Origin of the sequence: Pedobacter superstes, assembly GCF_037622515.1 — a bacterium.
Classification (GTDB): domain Bacteria; phylum Bacteroidota; class Bacteroidia; order Sphingobacteriales; family Sphingobacteriaceae; genus Paradesertivirga; species Paradesertivirga superstes.
In genome coordinates, this window is the sequence record NZ_JBBJCN010000001.1 from 73,166 (window position 1) to 90,847 (window position 17,682).

21 protein-coding genes and 1 riboswitch are annotated in these 17,682 nt (G+C 37.0%); of the genes, 6 read left to right on the forward strand and 15 right to left on the reverse strand.

Annotation, left to right across the window (positions count from 1 at the left end; all coding sequences use genetic code 11):
* Positions 1-10: 10 nt before the first annotated feature.
* Complete coding sequence (locus WG906_RS00400; protein WP_339990531.1) at positions 11-712, reverse strand: CoA transferase subunit A; 702 nt, start codon at positions 710-712, stop codon at positions 11-13.
* Positions 713-1,026: 314 nt separating this feature from the next.
* Positions 1,027-1,797, reverse strand: a complete 771-nt coding sequence (locus WG906_RS00405) for a TIGR00266 family protein (protein WP_339990532.1) — start codon at positions 1,795-1,797, stop codon at positions 1,027-1,029.
* A 160-nt stretch (positions 1,798-1,957) separates the two neighbouring features.
* On the opposite strand from WG906_RS00405, the gene WG906_RS00410 reads away from it, so the two are divergent.
* On the forward strand, positions 1,958-2,410 hold the full coding sequence (locus tag WG906_RS00410; RefSeq protein ID WP_339990533.1) for a 3-oxoacyl-ACP synthase: 453 nt from the start codon (positions 1,958-1,960) through the stop codon (positions 2,408-2,410).
* Positions 2,411-2,462: 52 nt separating this feature from the next.
* Here WG906_RS00410 and WG906_RS00415 read toward each other — a convergent pair whose 3' ends face one another.
* The 8 genes from WG906_RS00415 to WG906_RS00450 form a co-directional block, all read right to left on the reverse strand.
* Positions 2,463-2,660, reverse strand: a complete 198-nt coding sequence (locus WG906_RS00415; protein ID WP_339990534.1) for a hypothetical protein — start codon at positions 2,658-2,660, stop codon at positions 2,463-2,465.
* A gap of 84 nt (positions 2,661-2,744) precedes the next feature.
* Positions 2,745-3,458 carry a Dph6-related ATP pyrophosphatase gene (locus tag WG906_RS00420; RefSeq protein WP_339990535.1) on the reverse strand — a complete coding sequence of 238 codons (714 nt, stop codon included), beginning with the start codon at positions 3,456-3,458 and terminating at the stop codon, positions 2,745-2,747.
* A 44-nt stretch (positions 3,459-3,502) separates the two neighbouring features.
* Positions 3,503-5,476, reverse strand: coding sequence for a TonB-dependent receptor plug domain-containing protein (locus WG906_RS00425; protein ID WP_339990536.1), 1,974 nt, complete (start codon positions 5,474-5,476; stop codon positions 3,503-3,505).
* A gap of 96 nt (positions 5,477-5,572) precedes the next feature.
* A riboswitch (cobalamin riboswitch) is annotated at positions 5,573-5,758 on the reverse strand.
* A 33-nt stretch (positions 5,759-5,791) separates the two neighbouring features.
* A complete protein-coding gene (locus tag WG906_RS00430) occupies positions 5,792-6,487 on the reverse strand; it encodes a lysoplasmalogenase (RefSeq protein WP_339990537.1) in 696 nt (231 codons plus the stop codon).
* 2 nt (positions 6,488-6,489) lie between these two features.
* Positions 6,490-7,098 carry a hypothetical protein gene (locus WG906_RS00435; protein WP_339990538.1) on the reverse strand — a complete coding sequence of 203 codons (609 nt, stop codon included), beginning with the start codon at positions 7,096-7,098 and terminating at the stop codon, positions 6,490-6,492.
* A 1-nt stretch (position 7,099) separates the two neighbouring features.
* Complete coding sequence (gene bioA, locus WG906_RS00440) at positions 7,100-8,371, reverse strand: adenosylmethionine--8-amino-7-oxononanoate transaminase (RefSeq protein ID WP_339990539.1); 1,272 nt, start codon at positions 8,369-8,371, stop codon at positions 7,100-7,102.
* Positions 8,356-8,805, reverse strand: a complete 450-nt coding sequence (locus tag WG906_RS00445; RefSeq protein ID WP_339990540.1) for an NUDIX domain-containing protein — start codon at positions 8,803-8,805, stop codon at positions 8,356-8,358. The genes bioA and WG906_RS00445 overlap by 16 nt, the downstream gene beginning before the upstream one ends.
* 56 nt (positions 8,806-8,861) lie before the next feature.
* Entirely contained in the window at positions 8,862-9,836 is a 975-nt protein-coding gene (locus WG906_RS00450) for a cation diffusion facilitator family transporter (protein WP_339990541.1), read from the reverse strand.
* Positions 9,837-9,946: 110 nt separating this feature from the next.
* Here WG906_RS00450 and WG906_RS00455 point away from each other — a divergent pair, with 110 nt between their 5' ends.
* The 4 genes from WG906_RS00455 (at position 9,947) to WG906_RS00470 (ending at position 14,037) form a co-directional block, all read left to right on the forward strand.
* Positions 9,947-11,167 carry a pyridoxal phosphate-dependent aminotransferase gene (locus WG906_RS00455; RefSeq protein WP_339990542.1) on the forward strand — a complete coding sequence of 407 codons (1,221 nt, stop codon included), beginning with the start codon at positions 9,947-9,949 and terminating at the stop codon, positions 11,165-11,167.
* Positions 11,142-12,116, forward strand: coding sequence for a bifunctional heptose 7-phosphate kinase/heptose 1-phosphate adenyltransferase (locus WG906_RS00460; RefSeq protein WP_339990543.1), 975 nt, complete (start codon positions 11,142-11,144; stop codon positions 12,114-12,116). The genes WG906_RS00455 and WG906_RS00460 overlap by 26 nt, the downstream gene beginning before the upstream one ends.
* A 112-nt stretch (positions 12,117-12,228) precedes the next feature.
* A complete protein-coding gene (gene queA, locus WG906_RS00465) occupies positions 12,229-13,278 on the forward strand; it encodes a tRNA preQ1(34) S-adenosylmethionine ribosyltransferase-isomerase QueA (protein WP_339990544.1) in 1,050 nt (349 codons plus the stop codon).
* Positions 13,279-13,365: 87 nt separating this feature from the next.
* Entirely contained in the window at positions 13,366-14,037 is a 672-nt protein-coding gene (locus WG906_RS00470) for a 2-C-methyl-D-erythritol 4-phosphate cytidylyltransferase (protein ID WP_339990545.1), read from the forward strand.
* 52 nt (positions 14,038-14,089) lie between these two features.
* Here WG906_RS00470 and WG906_RS00475 read toward each other — a convergent pair whose 3' ends face one another.
* The 5 genes from WG906_RS00475 to WG906_RS00495 all read right to left on the reverse strand — a co-directional run bounded on the left by WG906_RS00475 (position 14,090) and on the right by WG906_RS00495 (position 16,458).
* Complete coding sequence (locus WG906_RS00475) at positions 14,090-14,242, reverse strand: lmo0937 family membrane protein (RefSeq protein ID WP_339990546.1); 153 nt, start codon at positions 14,240-14,242, stop codon at positions 14,090-14,092.
* Between the two features lie 139 nt (positions 14,243-14,381).
* Positions 14,382-14,603 carry a DUF2795 domain-containing protein gene (locus WG906_RS00480; RefSeq protein ID WP_017258669.1) on the reverse strand — a complete coding sequence of 74 codons (222 nt, stop codon included), beginning with the start codon at positions 14,601-14,603 and terminating at the stop codon, positions 14,382-14,384.
* Positions 14,604-14,686: 83 nt separating this feature from the next.
* Positions 14,687-15,235 carry a cob(I)yrinic acid a,c-diamide adenosyltransferase gene (locus tag WG906_RS00485; RefSeq protein WP_339990547.1) on the reverse strand — a complete coding sequence of 183 codons (549 nt, stop codon included), beginning with the start codon at positions 15,233-15,235 and terminating at the stop codon, positions 14,687-14,689.
* 367 nt (positions 15,236-15,602) lie between these two features.
* Positions 15,603-15,896 (reverse strand): Asp-tRNA(Asn)/Glu-tRNA(Gln) amidotransferase subunit GatC, encoded by a 294-nt coding sequence (gene gatC / locus WG906_RS00490; RefSeq protein WP_339990548.1) that lies wholly within the window; start codon positions 15,894-15,896, stop codon positions 15,603-15,605.
* Positions 15,883-16,458: a lysophospholipid acyltransferase family protein gene (locus WG906_RS00495; protein ID WP_339990549.1), complete on the reverse strand. Its 576-nt coding sequence runs from the start codon at positions 16,456-16,458 to the stop codon at positions 15,883-15,885. Before WG906_RS00495 ends, gatC begins: the two co-directional genes overlap by 14 nt.
* 202 nt (positions 16,459-16,660) lie before the next feature.
* Between WG906_RS00495 and trpS the strand changes: the two genes are divergently transcribed.
* Positions 16,661-17,656 (forward strand): tryptophan--tRNA ligase, encoded by a 996-nt coding sequence (gene trpS / locus WG906_RS00500; protein ID WP_339990550.1) that lies wholly within the window; start codon positions 16,661-16,663, stop codon positions 17,654-17,656.
* Positions 17,657-17,682 lie beyond the last annotated feature (26 nt).

The following is a 17,682-nucleotide window of genomic DNA, read 5'->3' on the forward strand; positions in this document are numbered from 1 at the left end:
CGTTTAACCTTTATACCTTTTTTCTTACTGTCCGTTGCTCGATACGTTTTTCATAATTTTTACCTTCAAAAATACGATGTACATAAACACCCGGTGTATGAATATGGTCCGGATCCAACTCGCCGGCAGGAACCAATTGCTCTACCTCAGCAATGGTGATTTTTCCAGCCATTGCCATTACAGGATTAAAGTTCCTGGCTGTCCCTTTGTAAATTAAATTCCCGGAAGTATCCCCTTTCCACGCTTTCACAATAGCAAAATCTGCATCAAATGCCATTTCCATCAGATACTCTTTACCATTAAAATTTCTGACCTCTTTACCTTCGCCAATTTCGGTACCAACACCTGCCGGGGTAAATATTGCAGGCATTCCATAACCCGCAGCCAAACAACGTGTAGCTAAGGTTCCCTGCGGAATAAGCTCGACATCCAACTCTCCTGTCAGCAACTGCCGTTCAAACTCCGCGTTTTCGCCAACATATGAAGCGATCATCTTCTTCAGCTGCTTCTGTTTCAGCATTAAGCCAATGCCAAAATCATCAACGCCAGCATTATTTGATATACATGTCAGATTAGTAATTCGCTTCCTTACAAGAGCTGCAATACAGTTTTCAGGGATACCGCAAAGGCCGAAACCTCCCAATAACAATGTCATCCCATCAACAATATCTGATATAGCAGCCTCGGCATCAGGAACTACCTTATTTATCATGGTTTATAAATTGAATTTACAATATAAACTAAATGTTCAAAATATTCGTTTAGAATAATTCTAAATAAGTATATTTGTACCTATGGAAACCACCTGCACTTCTAATTTAAATACCGATGAACGGATGGTTCCTACCGATCCTGAATTTGCAAAAGGCCTCTCAAGCTTTTTCTCTTGTTGCGACCATAAAAAATGTTGCAAGAAATATAAGAAAGGTAAACGATGCAAAAAATGTCCCGACAGGTAAAATCCTGGAAAACGTTTAATGATGAGGGTGCTTATAACACATTTCGGGCACTAACGTCCGTCTCCATCTAAAAGATTCCTAATCCTCCCAGTATACTTCCTTCTTCTTTCCTCGTGTTGGTTGCAAAAGACAAAATTCTCCCTGCAAGTCTGCTAATAGGCAGAGTTTGGATCCAAACCTTTCCGGGCCCCTGTAAAGTTGCAAAGAATACACCTTCACCTCCAAAAATTGTATTTCTTATTCCCCCGACAAATTGAATATCATAATTGATACCTTGTGTAAAAGCCACAATGCATCCGGTGTCGATTTTTAGAATTTCTCCCGCTAATAATTCCTTTTCTGTCACATGCCCGCCGGCATGTACAAAAGACATACCATCACCTTCAAGCTTTTGCATTATAAAGCCTTCACCGCCAAATAAACCTGCTCCAAGTTTTCTTTGAAACTCTATGCTGATACTCACCCCTTTTGCGGCACAAAGAAAGGAATCTTTTTGACAGGTGATTCTTCCTCCAAAGCGAGATAAATCGAGCGGAATAATTTTTCCAGGATAAGGTGATGCAAAACTAACTTTTTTCTTTCCCTGGGTCATATTTGTGAAGGCTGTCATAAATAGACTCTCACCGGTAAGTAAACGCTTTCCCGCGCTAAAAAGCTTTCCCATAAATCCCGATTGCTGGCTTCCATCACCAAAAATCGTTTGCATTTGTATTCCATCCTCCATCATCATGAAAGCTCCGGCTTCGGCTACGGCAGTTTCCTGATGATCAAGCTCTAATTCAACATACTGCATTTCTTCTCCATAAATGCGATAATCTATTTCGTGATTGCTGAGCATATATTTATCATTTTTGATTTTGATTATCAGATAAGCTAACTGTTACAAAAAACACGACACTAAATTGTTTGGATGTTTTATGATTCAAAACTGTTTTTAGTGAGTAGCCACCTTATTGCAGATTTCATCTAAAAAAGTATAAATTGCTTCCTTTTGCCACATGCCGGATTTAAAACAAGAATTACTTAAAAAATGCTTTGAATATGCAGAGGACCGAATAAAATCCTCAGAAAAAGCAATTTCATCAGCTAAAGAAGCATCACAGGATGATACTAAAAGCAGTGCGGGTGATAAGTACGAAACGACCCGTGAAATGATGCAACAGGAAATCAGCCGAAATGAATCTCAATTATATGAAGCCAGGAAATTAAAACATGCGTTAATGCAGGTTCAGGTTGAGAAGCAGTCGGATAGAATTCAAAATGGGAGCTTAATTTTTACCACTAATGGCAATTTTTTCATCTCGGTGAGTGCCGGACAATTTAAATTGGAAAACCAAACTTTCTTTGCGATCTCATCCGCTTCCCCTGTGGGGAAATTACTTATGGGATTAAGAAAAGGTGAAAGATTCAGCTTTAATGCAAAAGAATTTGAGATACTGGAAATTCAGTAACAAAAAAACCGCTGCTTTTTCAAGCAGCGGTTTTTATTTATTTAAAAAATAACTAGTGTTTAACTGTATCTATGGCAGCGTCAGCAGCAGAATCAACAGTATCAATTTGATTTTCTAAAGAATCTGTAGTTACATCAGCAGTAGAATCAATTGAATCAGTTGCAGTTTCTTCTGTTTTATTAGAGTTACAAGCAGAAACTGATAAAGTAATAGCTAAAGCTAAAAATCCGAATTTGAATAAATTTTTCATGTGAAATATTTTAATGTTGTTTAACCTTAATACCCAAGGCAGAGATAAGTAACCCTATTATTTGAAAATAATTAAAAAAAAAAATTAAACGGCGGGAAGCAGATCACAATACCAGAATCCTTTTGTTCCTGAAAGGCTCGAGCAAACAGCGTTCCCGTTTATTTCCAGTGGTTTATATAATTTTTCACCCCGATCAAACCGAATTGGTATTTTAAAGATCGGACCGTCAAAGCAAAAGGTATGAAACTCCCCATTTTCTCCGCAAGGATCGACGTTTTCGGGAAGATTCTTAACAAATTCCTTGTCAATTTCAGTTCCAACCATATCCTCGCCTAAATAATAATCATTTACACAGCAGGTAATTGTTTTAAAACCCAAATCAATAAAGCTTTCAATTAATGTAATGGTATCTTGTTTCCATAAGGGAAATACGGCTTTCATACCCACTTTAGCCAGGTTATCTTCTCTGTATTTGCGGAGGTCCTCAAGGAAAATATCTCCGAAAATAACATGGTTTATTCCCTCTTCTTTCATTTGGAGAAGAAGCTCTTCCATATTCTTTTCATACTCCTGATTACTTCCCTCGTAAACGTATACCTTCTTTAATTCAATACCTATAGAATCCGCCTGTTGCAGTAATAATTCCTCCTGCACACCGTGCATCGAAATTCTCTTCACATTTCCGTTAATCGTTGTTAAAAGATATTTTACGTCAAATTTACCGGCCTTTAAAACTTCGTAAAGACACAGAGAAGAATCTTTTCCACCGCTCCAGCAGAATATTGCTTTTTCCATCATTTTATCTTAAAAAAAATGGCGGATAAAATCCGCCATCAAATTTTTTATCTTACTGTATACTTAATTCCTGCATTGAAATTAAAACCACGGGTATTGTAACCTACCCACTCAGTATAATCTGTGTTAAGGATATTTTTAAAATCACCAAACAATGTTACTTTTCTTGAAGGTGATACCGAAATGTAAGTATCTATCAGAGTATAAGCTTTGTGTGTCATTATTGTCGCCGGATAATCTCTGAAATCCTGTTCCTTCCGACTCCCTGTGTATTTAGCGATTATTCCTAAGCTCATCTTTTGAACTGGCTGATAAGTCAAACTACCACCAAATTGGTTTTTAGGACGACGATATAAATCTTTTTGTTTCGTGTTTTCATCAATAGTCAGTTCCCCTTTTACAAATGAGTAAAACGAGTTAAAAGACAATTCAGCCATAGGCTTAATACTTAATTCGAGCTCTAGACCCTGATCATTTTGCTTTCTTCCATTCCTATATTGTCCATTAAAAGTCACCGGATCTGAATAAAAGTATATCGCATCATTATTTGTAATTCGCTGAAATGCAGTGGCATTGAAATTTAACACATTGGGTATTATATCCAAATCAAATCCAGCGTCATAAGTTTGAGTTACTTCTGGTTTAAGTTCAGTATTCCCATATTCAGAAAATAACTGATATAATGTAGGGGCCTTAAATGCTGAAGAAGCGTTTACAAATATTTTATACTTATTTGCAATTATATAAGACGGATTAATCGTGTAAGTAAAATTACCTCCATATCTGGAATGTTCATTGTATCTCCCTCCTAACTCAAAATGAAAACCTCCCAGGTTTTTTAAAAATACGGAAGTAAAAAAACTGCTTATTTCAGCATTTGCTAAAGACGAGGATAATGGACTCTCAGATGTATAACCAGGTGAATCATATAAACTATATTGATCAGAATTTGCTTTGCGGTAATTTACGCCGGAGTTCAATTCAAGAAAATTGGTTATTACATTATTCACGAACAAATCTGCCTGCCATATCCGGCCCTTATTATCAATTCGTTGAAGTGCTGAACCATCTTCCGAACTGTTAAAAAACTTATTTATAACGCTGTTACTGCTTAAGTTTAAAGTAATTCCACCCTTATTAAGTAAATACTTTCCGGTTACTCCACCAAAAAAATGTGTGCGTTTGTAGGTGTAATCCGCATCATCTACAAAAGATCCCCCATCTGACATGCCATTATTATTCGATAACTGAATATTTCCATTCACTGTAATTCTTTCTGAAATCTGTTGCTTTCCATTAAAATTCACAGCATGCTGATCAAACCCGTCTTTATCAAAATTTCCGGTTCCGACTGCATCTGTAGCAGAAGAAAACTCTTTTGATCCAGTATGTGAATAGTTAAAAGCTAATCCTGTTTTACCTGAAGTACCATTCAAACCAATTGCCTGTTTATTAGACTGATAACTTCCCGCAGAAAGTAAAACATTTGCATTAAACGCTTCCTTCGAAGGTTTTTTAGTGATAACGTTGATCACACCCGCCACAGCATCGCTTCCATAAAGTGTTGAATTTCCTCCTTTAAGTATTTCGACCCTTTCAATCTGGTCAATAGCAATGGATTTCAAATCATACTCATTAGAAATACTCTGAGCATCATTAACTGGAATTCCATCAATTAAAATAAGTGTATTACCTGCGGTAGCGCCTCTCAGGAATAAAGACGTAGCATTATTACTAAAAGCGTTATTTGCGCCCGAATAAGTTATCCCGGCGACGTTATTCAAAACTTCAGGTAAATTTCTACCCTGACTGCGTTCTAATTGCTCTGAAGTAATAATGCGTACAACCTTTCCAATTTCTGCTTTACGTTTTGGAGATCGTGTTGCGGTAACAACCACTTGCTCTAAAGAATTTGTTTTAAGTACGTTTCTTGTGGTGTCTTGTGCGAGAGCGCCTGAAGTAAAGAGCGCAAATTGAGCAAGCCCCAGGCCGACTGCAATTCTGATTGATTTTTTTTTCATTTGTTGTGAGTAAGGCCCACAGCAAACAGTTTTGAAGGGTATTAAATGATAAATACACGAAAAGTATTTTCATTCAAGCTTCATTCCCCGAAAGCTATGAAATTTTATGCTCAGGCAGGTCTTCTGACTTACTCCCGGTTATTCTGCCTTCCCATACGCTAAGCGGACAGTGGCTTTGAGATTGAATAACCGTTGCGGAGAATACAGCAGCGGGACTGTCCGGGATTCACACCCGGTTCCCTTTTCATCCGCCGGGGCGGAACCAAAAGCGCTGCAAAGGTAAAACAAGATTTTTGATTAGCAACACTTGGCCTGTCAATCAGTATCAATCCGTATCAATCTACGTTCTATTGCTCCCATTACAATCAGATACTGGGCAATTAGATAAGTAAGGAGGTAGATTGCCATCATAACTTTTTCGGTCTCGATAAAATTATAATAGCCTATTGATAAATCGGAAATAACAAAGGCAAAGCTGCCAGTCAATATTAATTTAAAACTTGATCTGTTAACCCTTCGATGACGATAGGCAGCTACTACAGTCATTAATGAGAGAGTAAAAAAGTATGCAATTACCGGATACTTAAAATCTATAAGGTTTTTTTCTGCGGTAAAATAAAAGCTAACAGTTGAAATAAGCAGTACAAGCAATAAAAAATTTCCGACCCGACGATTTTCATGAAGTTTTCTTCTAAAATCTTGAAAAAAAGCCAGTCCGTATAAGACATAACTGATTAGCGTTGCAATCATGGAAGACATCAGATAATATTCTGTTCCGGTTGAAAATAACAATTGAATATCCCCCGCCAGGGATAATACCAGACCTACAAAAATCAGCTTGTGGAAAATTTCATCTATTTTAGTTTTAATTAATAAATATAGAATCAAGGACATGCCGATTAAGGGCATAGCGAACATCCGAAGCATCTGGCTATCTGATGCCAAAGCATAGACGTTTAGTATAAGTATAATGAAGTAAAAAATATTAAAAGTATTATGCTTCCGAAACATCTTTAAATCAATTCATTTCCCAATGCATTTAACCAATCGTTAAACAAACGCGACTCAATATCAAGTGCTTGCTTAGCGTGAATTTCCCATTCCGGCGAAAACTCCTTCAACTGCTTAAGCATTTCTTCCAAATGACCTTCCTCTTCTAAAATGATAGATTTAACATTTACTTTACTTTTTGCGGCATCTAATGCTTCCTGGTAAACAGGATATAATTCATCAGCTCTGACTTCGATAGCATAAGTAACCAAAAGGTAGGCAGCAAACTTTAATTCATTGCCACTTAAACCTAAAGCGTTTTTTAAGTAACGGCTAACCTCTGTATCTAATTTATTGAGATATATACGACTTGATGCCGGAGCTAACAAATATTCGTAAGAATAAGTGGGACACAAGGTTTCGCCGATTTTACTAATTTGTTTCTTTAAATAATAAGCATGACGATGCTCTTCGGCGGCATGTTTTAAAATTATTAAAGTAACATTGGTTGAATGCTCGGAAGCAGAAATCTTTCTGGCCCCGGTATTTTCCATTAATGAAAGTGTATTTAAAAGCCTTGCGTGAAGCTCAGGCTTTGATATTATTCGTTGAAAAAGTGTACTCAGTTGCATATCAAAATAGTTCGAGAGCTATCTCTATTTTTGAATATATAAAATCCAGTTGTTGGTTTGTAATACAATACGGCGGCAAGATATAAATGATATTACCTAATGGCCGAAGAATAATTCCTTCCTTTAAAAAGAACAAATATAAATTATCCCTTAAACCGCTAAAGTAAGAGCTATTTTCTTCAGTTTCCCATTCCAGGGCCAAAATAGTTCCGGTTTGGCGAACGTTCTTTAATTTTTTATGGTTCTTTATTTTTAGTGCAAACGTAGAGTGCCTTTCAGCAATTCTCTGAAGATTATCGAGTGTTTCAGGCTGGAGTGTCAGCTCAAGGCTGGCAAGTGCTGCTGCGCAGGCAATAGGGTTTGCAGTAAACGAATGACCATGAAAGAAAGTCTTTAATTTATCATCAGATAAAAAAGCATCAAAGATTGCCTGGCTGCAAGAAGTTACACCTAAAGCCATAGTACCTCCGGTTAAACCTTTCGACAAACAAACTATATCAGGTTTATTCATAAGGAAATCTGAAGCGAAAATCTTTCCTGTCCTGCCAAATCCGGTCATTACTTCATCTGCAATCGTGAAGATATCATTCTCCTTGCAAAAGACCAGCAATTCATCCAGAAACTCCGCTTTATACATTAACATTCCAGCGGATCCCTGTACTAATGGTTCGTAAATAAAAGAAGAAATTTGAGATTTGAAGTTCGAAATCTGCGACTTAAGATATTCTATATTATCTGCGTTGGGAGTATCAATAAACTCCACGTCGAAAAGCAAGCTTTGAAAAGGTGCGGTAAATGCACTTCTTGCACTAACCGCCATAGCTCCAAAAGTGTCGCCGTGATAGGCATTTTTAAAGGCAAGTACTTTTTTACGCGGTACACCTTTATCATTCCAATATTGCAGGCACATTTTCAGAGCCACTTCAACTGCAGTTGAACCATTATCAGAGTAAAAAATTTTTGCCTGATTTTGGGGAAGTATTTTTAACAACCCTTCGGCTAGCTCAACTGCCGGTAAATGTGTAAAACCAGCAAAAATAGCGTGTTCGAGAGTATAAAGCTGTTCCGAAACTCTTTTTGCGATGTGCGGATGTGAATGTCCATGCAAATTTACCCACCACGAGGATACTGCGTCAACATACTTCTTTCCCTGTTCATCAAATAAATAAACCCCTTCTCCTCTTACAATGCCAATTGGGTCAGAGGCATGTTTCATCTGAGTATATGGATGCCAGATAACGGCCTTATCACGTTCGGCTAAGCTTTGTTCCACTTGTTTTTCAATAATTCTACAATACGTTGGTCGGTGGGAAAGGTAACATCACTTATTTCAAGGTCTGCTACATTCTTCCATCTGAAAGCCTGTCGGATATCTCCCTCGTCATCAAAGTCAAAAACAGCTTCTTTACATTGAATATTCAGATCAGACAATGGTTTCACTATGTAATATACACTGATTATCTGACTATCGTTAAAAGCTGATTTTACAAAAAAATCTGTAGTATAAAAGTGCTCTGTAATATCGACCTGGAGGTCACATTCTTCAATAAACTCGCGTTTTAATGCTTCAATTAAACCTTCGCCATATTCTAATCCTCCGCCAGGAAATTTACTAAATCGAACACCATACTCTTCTTCGTCGCTAATAAGAATCTGATTGGCTTCATTAATTAATAAGCCGTAAACTCTAACATTAAATTTATACATGCTTTAAATTGAAGGCAAAATTTAAAAGTAAAAAAAACAAAAATTCCCAGTTTCAATTATTCAAAATGTTTATGATTTCGTGTTACAATCCCTGGTGTCCAAATTATATCTTTCGTTTGTTCTTGAGATCGAACCGGACAATCAGCCATTCTGCAATAGTGACAACATTGCGGCAAACACGGATCTGAGTGAATAAAAAACTCTGTTCGCACATACCCTTTCTGATTAATCAGCGTATCAATCTGAGAAATTTCATCGTGTACCTTATTTAATTCATAATAATATGGTAAGGTAACATGACAATCGATGTGCAATTCGTTCCCGTAACTTTGGGTTCTGAGATTATGTACGTCAATCCATGCATCGTGCCGGTTTTCATTTAATATAGAAATAACCTGGTTAACAACATTTAAATCGGATTCATCCATCAACCCACCCACAGATCTTCTGACCAGAATATACCCATGATAAATAATGTACAAGCCCATAGAAATGGAGAGAATACTATCCAGAAAATAAATTCCTGTAAAGTGTATTACGAGCAAGCCTGTAACTAAGGCTGCGCTACTGTAGGCATCCGTCAATAAATGTCGGCCGTCGGCATATAAAACCAAAGAATTGGCGCTCTTGCTTTCCTTTATCAGTATTCTGCCCACAAAGAAATTAATTAGTCCTGTTACAGCAATTATTATAGATCCGTTAAACAGATTCTGAACTTCTGCGGGAACGAAGATGTTATAACCCGATTTTAGAATAATCAGTATACCCGCCACCAAAATCAATATTCCCTCAACAAACATGGAAAAAAACTCCACCTTTCCATGGCCATAAGGATGGTTCAAATCTTTTGGCTGCGCCGATAAATAAATACTATAAAATGCAAAAGCGCTGGCTAAAACATTAACAATACTTTCTGCCGCGTCGGTCAAAACAGCGTTTGACGATGTAATAAAATAAGCGGTGAACTTACCCAGCATGAGCAAAAAGCTTATAACCAGGGCAAATACGATGATTTTTTTTTGTCTTTCCACAGTGATCCTTGGGCGGCCAAATTTACTATTATGCCCTGTAAAAACGGGAAATTGCAGATAAAAGATATTTTTTATGTCTCAATCTGTAAAGGCTTCATATATTTGCGCTTATGAGTATCTTATCCAACCGAATAAACAATCTTGCCGAGTCTGCAACCATAAAAATGGCTAAACTCGGAAGAGAATTAGCAGCTAAAGGCGTTGATGTTATCAGCTTGAGCCTTGGAGAAACAGATTTCTTTACACCAGACTTTGTAAAGGATGCTGCAAAAAAAGCAATTGACGCAAATTATTCTTATTACACTCCGGTAGCAGGTATTCCTGACTTGAGAAAGGCCATTGCGGCAAAACTTAAACGGGAAAATAAAATTGATTATAATTTCGACCAAATTGTAGTTTCTACAGGTGCAAAACAAGCCTTGGCGAATACTATTATGGTTTTGATAAATCCAGGAGATGAAGTAATTATCCCTACTCCTTACTGGGTTTCTTATTCAGAACTTGTAAAGCTTGCTGAAGGTGAATCTGTATTTATCAATGCAACCATCGATACTGATTTTAAAATATCTCCGGAAGAATTAGAAGCGGCTATTACTCCCAAAACCAAGATGTTTATGTTTTCTTCGCCTAACAATCCGACAGGAACGGTTTACACCCGCGAAGAACTTGCTGCATTGGTTAAAGTTTTTGAAAAATATCCAAACATTTATATTATCTCTGACGAAATTTACGAACACATCAATTTTATCGGTGAACATAGCTCTATCGCAGAATTTCCGAGCATTAAAGACCGCGTAATTATTATTAACGGTTTATCTAAAGCTTACGCGATGACCGGCTGGCGTTTAGGCTTCTCTGCAAGCAATAAAGAAATTGCTGACGCATGTGATAAATTACAAAGCCAGGTAACGTCAGGCACTTGTTCAATTACACAACATGCAGGAGTAGCCGCATATCTTGGCAGTCTTGACAGTGTTAAAGAAATGCAAAAGGTTTTCTTAAAACGTCGCGATTTAGTTTACAACTTACTTAAAGACATTCCGGGATTAAAAGTAAATGTCCCCGCCGGAGCTTTTTATTTCTTCCCTGATGTTCGTTCTTTCTTCGGAAAAACTGCACCTGACGGAGCTATAATTGCGAACGGCGATGATTTAGCTTTATATCTTTTAAATACAGGGCATGTAGCTGTTGTAAGCGGTGATTCTTTTGGCGATCCTAACGGATTACGTATATCTTACGCTGCTGCGGAAGACAAATTAGTAGAAGCCATGTCAAGAATTAAATACGCTCTAGAACAGTTAAAAGATGCAAAAGCTGTTTCAGCAGTTTAATAATCTCTCAATATTAATCATTGGCGATGTCATGATGGACTCGTACCTCTGGGGAAATGTAGAACGCATTTCTCCGGAGGCACCTGTGCCTGTTATATCTGTACGTAAAAAAGAAAATCGTTTGGGTGGCGCCGCAAATGTTGCCCTTAATATTCAAGCTTTAGGCGCAAACCCTATTATTTGTGCTGTAGTAGGCACCGATAAAGAAGGCGATGATTTTATCAATATCCTAAAAGAAAAACAACTATCTACCTCAGGAATTCTTCAATTGGATAGCAGGCCAACAACGGTAAAAACCAGAGTTATTGGTCATCATCAGCAGATGCTTCGTATTGATGCTGAAGTGGATGAAGAAATTTCAAGGTATGATTCTGAGAGATTATTTTCTACAATTAAACTGCTATTAAATAATCAGCAGATCGATGCTATCGTTTTTGAAGATTACGATAAAGGTGTAATTTCCGAATTTCTTATTAAGGAAGTCGTAACTATTGCAAAAGCAAAAAACATAATAACAATAGTTGACCCTAAAAAACGTAATTTCTTAAAATATAAAGGCGTAACTCTTTTTAAACCCAATTTAAAAGAGTTGCGGGAGGGTTTGAAAACCGATGTGAATCCCGATAACAGAGAAGAACTTGAAGTTTCCGTTCAAACCTTACAGACTCTGCTTGAAGCAGATATGATAATGGTTACGCTTTCCGAACATGGGGTTTACATGCACTCAGGAAATGGAAAAAAGATCATTCCTGCACATATCAGAAATATTGCTGATGTCTCTGGTGCGGGAGATACTGTTATTGCCACCACCGCAGTTTGCCTGGCAGCGGGTTATGATGAATTCACAACAGCGTCCATCGCCAATCTTGCCGGAGGTTTGGTTTGTGAATCTGTTGGAGTTGTGCCAATTGATAAAAATGAATTGCTTAAAGAGATCCAATCCTTGTAGTTAATCAAAACCCTATTGTCCTGCAGGTTCAGGATAAAGAAAAACTTAAACAAAAGCCTTATTTAGAATAAAAATAACTAAATTTGCGCCCTGAAATTTTTATAATTTTTATATGAAGTTATCGCAATTTAAATTCAATTTACCCGACTCTTTAATAGCTCATGACCCTGCAGATCAGAGAGATGAGGCTCGCTTAATGGTACTTGACCGGAAAACCGGAGCTATAGAGCATAAGATATTTAAAGATATTTTGGGTTATTTTGATGATAAGGATGTGATGATTCTTAACAATACCAAAGTTTTTCCTGCACGTTTATATGGCAATAAAGAAAAGACCGGAGCTACTATTGAGGTGTTTTTATTACGTGAACTTAACAAAGAGTTACGTTTATGGGATGTTTTAGTTGATCCCGCCCGTAAAATTCGTGTTGGAAATAAACTTTACTTTGGTGATGATGATTTGTTAGTTGCTGAAGTTGTAGATAATACTACTTCACGCGGACGCACCATACGGTTCCTTTTTGATGGTTCCGAAGAAGAATTCCGTAGAAATATTGAAATTTTGGGCGAGACTCCTCTTCCTAAATATATTAAACGTAAAGCTACCGCTGAAGATAAAGAACGCTATCAAACAATTTTCGCAAAGAACGAAGGCGCGGTGGCTGCTCCTACAGCAGGTTTACATTTCAGTCGTGAGTTGATGAAACGCCTTGAGTTAAAAGGGGTTGAATTTGCCGAAGTAACTCTTCATGTTGGCTTAGGAACTTTCCGGGCGGTTGAAGTAGAAGATCTTACCAAACACAAAATGGATTCGGAGCAATTCATTATTGAGCAGAAAGCTGCTGATATAGTGAATAAAGCAATTGAAGATAAACGCCGTATTTGCGCAGTCGGAACTACAAGTATGCGGGCTATTGAGTCGGCAGTTTCAGCAAACCATACATTGAAACAGGCAAACGACTGGACAAGTAAGTTCATCTTCCCTCCTTACGATTTCAGTATTGCAAATAGTATGATAACCAATTTCCACACTCCTGAATCAACCTTATTGATGATGGTTAGTGCTTTTGGTGGCTATGAGCATGTTATGCATGCCTATGAAGTGGCTGTAAAAGAGAAATATCGCTTTTACAGTTACGGAGATGCCATGCTGATAATCTAGCAGATTTGAGATAGTAGATTTTGAGAGCTTATTTGATGTCTTAAAGCTAGAAGAAACTGGATAACGGTTCTCATATCTCAATAATAAATGAAATACTATGCGATAATAGTTGCCGGCGGTTTCGGCATCCGAATGAAATCGGATATACCCAAGCAATTTTTATTATTGAGGGGAAAGCCGGTTTTAATGCACACTATAGAAGCTTTCTACACATCTGATTTAAAACCAGAAATAATTCTGGTTTTAAATTCCGAATACTTTTCGCTCTGGTCAGAGCTAAAAACACTTCATAACTTTACTATACCTGTAACACTTGCAAATAACGGTCTGCAACGTTTTCATTCTGTAAAAAACGCTCTGGAAATCATAATAGAGGATTCTATAATTGCTGTGCATGATGCTGTAAGGCCAATTGTTTCAAATGAGCTGATTACACGGACATTTAAATTAGCAGAACAAAATGCCGCGGTTATCCCGGTTGTTATCTGTAAAGACTCGGTGAGAATCAAAGATGGCAATAACACCAAAGCATTAAACAGGGAAGATATATTGCTTGTTCAAACGCCACAGGTATTTCAATCCCGCTTGCTCAAACAAGCTTATATGCAAGATTACAATTCAAAATTTACTGATGACGCCTCAGTAGTCGAAAAAACGGGGGCGGAAATATTTACTACAGAAGGTGATTATAGAAACATTAAAATCACCTTTACCGAAGATTTGACGGTAGCCGAAATATACCTTCAAAACAAGACATAAAAAAAATCCGACTTTCGCCGGATTGAGTTTATTCTATCTTTAGAAACGCAAATTATACTGCTCCCCTTATTACACGAAGCAATACTGCAATAATTGCTATTACCAATAAAATGTGGATAATGCCACCTGTTGCGTAACCTCCAAAAAAGCTCACAGCCCAGATTATAATCAGGACAACTGCGATCAAATAAAGTAAATTTCCCATAGTATTATGTTTTGGTTTGATTGATTATTATTTATTAATTTTCAATATCTACACTAATAATACCAGTGAGGCTCTTTTTGTTTAAAATAATTGAAATAATATCTTGTAATAAAAAAGCCCTGTCACGGGACAAGGCTTTTTAATATTCATCTTCATTAAAGAAGAAATCGTCTTTAGTCGGATAATCGGGCCATATTTCCTCAATATTTTCATACGGCTCTCCGTCATCTTCCAGGGCCTGAAGATTCTCAATTACTTCTACAGGAGCTCCGGAACGTATACCATAATCAATTAATTCGTCTTTTGTTGCAGGCCATGGAGCGTCTTCCAGGTGTGATGCTAATTCTAATGTCCAGTACATATATCTCTAAGTTTAAGTTCTAAATTTTGTCGCAAAAGTATAATAATAATTATAAGAATTTAAAATATTTTTTTTTGAAATATTTATAAGCGCGGAATCCATATATTTTCCTCAATTCCGTCGTCAAAACCCAATTTCCGGGCTAATAAAAATAAAAAATCGCTTAATCTATTTAAATAAACAATAATTTTCTCATCTACGAAACTTTCTGAAGAAAGTTGCACTATAATTCGTTCAGCTCTTCTGCAAATACATCTGGCTATATGGCAACAGGATACTGTTGTCGATCCTCCTGGCAGAATGAAATGCTTCAAATCCGGTAACACAGCAGTCATCGAATCCATTTCATTCTCCAGCAGCTCAATGTCTTCTGGTTTTAAATCGGGCACTTTCATTTTAGATTTTTCCGGATCTGATGCCAGAACAGAACCAATAGTAAAAAGCCTGTCCTGTATTTCTTTCAAAATACTTTTATAGGCATCCGAAACAACCTGATCTCTGATTAAACCTATGTATGAATTTAATTCATCAACCGTACCATAACTCTCAATGCGAAGATGATATTTTGGAACTCTTACCCCTCCTATTAAAGAAGTAAACCCCTTATCACCGGTTTTAGTATAAATTTTCATCAATGGTATAATGTAGTGAAACCTCTTCTATTCTATTCTATGTGATTGTTGAAAAAAGATGGATTGTTAATATCCATAGCCATTTTTTTCTGATTAGTTTATACAGCTTTAAATTTAGAATTTTATATAAAAACATGCAACAATCAACTCCATACCCGTAATGGTGTTTTCCTCCGGGTTTAGATCCAAAACGGAAGCTTATCTGGCAGCCTGTTTCGCCCGAATTTTATACACTGCAAAGACTTTTTTAGCTCTGCCAACCCGAGAGACATTAATGAATCAGGGATAACCGAAACACCTTTTGAAAGAACATCCTTTAGGGTGTTATAAGTAAGAATAAAATCAATATGAAATCAGGGGTCCTGTATTATCCCTTATCAATCACTTTCGCAACCTTGAAATAAACGCCATCCTGTTGAGGAGCATTTTTTAAAGCCTGTTGGGGTGTAATTTCCCGATAAACTTCATCTTCCCTGAATACATTCTCTTCATCGGTCAGATAAATTAAAGGCTCTACCTCGCTGGTATCAAGCTCATTTAATTTTTCCATAAAATGTAAAATGTTATTCATGTCCTTTAATAATGACTGTTGCTCATTCTCATTAACGTCTAACCTGGCCAGATGTGCCATTTTTGCAATTGTTACGTTATCTATATTCATTATCTAGTTGTGAATGTATAATAGTAAAAATTTTATTCTTCAAATCCTCGGCGTCATCCAAAATCAGGCCTTTTGTTTCAACGGGCGGATGAATGCAAATATCGCAAATTCCCGGTCTTGTTCCATATTTTGATCCGTCATCCCACATTTTCTTCCAAACGTTAACCATACTTATCGGAATAATAGGAATTTGCTGTTCTATAGCTAATTTGAAAGGGCCATTTTTAAACTCGTGTAAAATCGGCGGATAATCATCGCCAATCTTGCCTTCGGGAAATATGACAAGACTGATACCTTGCTTTAAATACATTTCCCCTTTCTTAAACGCTCTAAACGATGACATTTTACTATCCCTGTTTAAAGGGATATCTATAGTTTTGAAAAAGAGTTTCAGCAAGTGGTTTTCCAGTAACTCATGCTTTCCCATAAAGGCAAAGTTTGATTTTACAGCCCTTGTTATTGCTGGTATATCAAGATTAGAGGTATGGTTTGCACAAATTATATACGTTTTAGACCAGTCAATGGGCAACTCAATTCTATATCTAAAAACAAATCCCACCATTACTGAGCTTAAATGCGCATAAACCCTGCGTAAGTGATTTAACACTTTGTACCTGGTAACTCTGCGGGAATAGTAAAAAAGAAACGGATAAAGCAGTATAAATGAAAAAACTACGCCTCCGTGGTACAACAATCTATGGCACTTTTTCAATATCAGCTTCATGGGGCCCAAAAATATAAAAAATCCTTACTTTCGCCCATGTATGGAAACTGTTGTAAGCGGTATTAGAAGTACCGGAAAATTACATTTAGGAAATTATTACGGAGCTGTTCAGAACTTCGTTAAAATGCAACATGAATATAACTGCTTTTTTTTTATTGCTGATTATCATTCGTTGACCACTCATCCAACCCCCGAAAATCTTCAGGCTAATGTGAAGCAGGTTTTAATAGAATATCTGGCTGCTGGTATCGATCCTGAAAAAGCTACAATTTACGTCCAGTCAGATGTTCCTTCCATAGCCGAATTATATCTGTACCTAAACATGAACGCCTATATGGGTGAACTCGAGAGAAGTACCTCTTTTAAAGAAAAAGTAAGGTCGAATCCCGACAACATTAATGCAGGCTTGCTAACCTACCCGGTGCTGATGGCTGCCGACATATTAATTCACAAAGCAACTAAAGTACCGGTAGGAAAAGATCAGGAACAACATCTTGAAATGGCCAGGACCTTCGGAAACCGCTTTAACCGGATGTATAACAGTGAGTATTTTCCAGAACCTTTTGCTTTTAACTTTACAGATAAACTGGTAAAAATTCCAGGCCTTGATGGTAAAGGAAAAATGGGTAAATCAGAAGGCGAAGGTAATGCTGTTTATCTTTCAGACAGTCCCGAAATTATACGTAAAAAAGTGATGCGCGCAGTGACAGACAGCGGACCGACAGAACAAAATTCTGAAAAACCCGAATCAATTCAGAACCTGTTTGATTTAATGAAAGTTGTATCTTCTGAGAGTATTTTAAATCACTTTGAGGATTTATATAATACCTGTCAAATCAGATACGGTGATTTTAAGAAACAACTTGCTGAAGATATAGTTACAGCAACTGAACCGGTTCGTGATAGAATTAACGACATTGCGGCTAACACTGCCTATTTACGTGAAGTATCAAGATATGGTGCAGAAAAAGCAAACCAAAGTGCTTTAAAAACTATAAAAGAAGTACGGGACATCATCGGATTCAAAAGTTTTTGATGATGAGTTTTTGGGATTTTAAGTTT

What these genes read in the sequence shown, in the direction of transcription:
- WG906_RS00460 (WP_339990543.1), top strand. Translation starts at nt 11,142, where the DNA reads ATGCAAAAGCTGTTTCAGCAGTTTAATAATCTCTCAATATTAATCATT.
- WG906_RS00455 (WP_339990542.1), top strand. Translation starts at nt 9,947, where the DNA reads ATGAGTATCTTATCCAACCGAATAAACAATCTTGCCGAGTCTGCAACC.
- WG906_RS00445 (WP_339990540.1), bottom strand. Translation starts at nt 8,805, where the DNA reads ATGTATAAATTTAATGTTAGAGTTTACGGCTTATTAATTAATGAAGCC.
- WG906_RS00415 (WP_339990534.1), bottom strand. Translation starts at nt 2,660, where the DNA reads ATGAAAAATTTATTCAAATTCGGATTTTTAGCTTTAGCTATTACTTTA.
- WG906_RS00410 (WP_339990533.1), top strand. Translation starts at nt 1,958, where the DNA reads ATGCCGGATTTAAAACAAGAATTACTTAAAAAATGCTTTGAATATGCA.
- WG906_RS00470 (WP_339990545.1), top strand. Translation starts at nt 13,366, where the DNA reads ATGAAATACTATGCGATAATAGTTGCCGGCGGTTTCGGCATCCGAATG.
- queA (WP_339990544.1), top strand. Translation starts at nt 12,229, where the DNA reads ATGAAGTTATCGCAATTTAAATTCAATTTACCCGACTCTTTAATAGCT.
- gatC (WP_339990548.1), bottom strand. Translation starts at nt 15,896, where the DNA reads ATGAATATAGATAACGTAACAATTGCAAAAATGGCACATCTGGCCAGG.
- WG906_RS00485 (WP_339990547.1), bottom strand. Translation starts at nt 15,235, where the DNA reads ATGAAAATTTATACTAAAACCGGTGATAAGGGGTTTACTTCTTTAATA.
- WG906_RS00430 (WP_339990537.1), bottom strand. Translation starts at nt 6,487, where the DNA reads ATGTTTCGGAAGCATAATACTTTTAATATTTTTTACTTCATTATACTT.
- WG906_RS00495 (WP_339990549.1), bottom strand. Translation starts at nt 16,458, where the DNA reads ATGGTGGGATTTGTTTTTAGATATAGAATTGAGTTGCCCATTGACTGG.
- trpS (WP_339990550.1), top strand. Translation starts at nt 16,661, where the DNA reads ATGGAAACTGTTGTAAGCGGTATTAGAAGTACCGGAAAATTACATTTA.
- WG906_RS00400 (WP_339990531.1), bottom strand. Translation starts at nt 712, where the DNA reads ATGATAAATAAGGTAGTTCCTGATGCCGAGGCTGCTATATCAGATATT.
- WG906_RS00425 (WP_339990536.1), bottom strand. Translation starts at nt 5,476, where the DNA reads ATGAAAAAAAAATCAATCAGAATTGCAGTCGGCCTGGGGCTTGCTCAA.
- WG906_RS00420 (WP_339990535.1), bottom strand. Translation starts at nt 3,458, where the DNA reads ATGATGGAAAAAGCAATATTCTGCTGGAGCGGTGGAAAAGATTCTTCT.
- WG906_RS00435 (WP_339990538.1), bottom strand. Translation starts at nt 7,098, where the DNA reads ATGCAACTGAGTACACTTTTTCAACGAATAATATCAAAGCCTGAGCTT.
- WG906_RS00480 (WP_017258669.1), bottom strand. Translation starts at nt 14,603, where the DNA reads ATGTACTGGACATTAGAATTAGCATCACACCTGGAAGACGCTCCATGG.
- WG906_RS00475 (WP_339990546.1), bottom strand. Translation starts at nt 14,242, where the DNA reads ATGGGAAATTTACTTTATTTGATCGCAGTTGTCCTGATTATAATCTGG.
- WG906_RS00405 (WP_339990532.1), bottom strand. Translation starts at nt 1,797, where the DNA reads ATGCTCAGCAATCACGAAATAGATTATCGCATTTATGGAGAAGAAATG.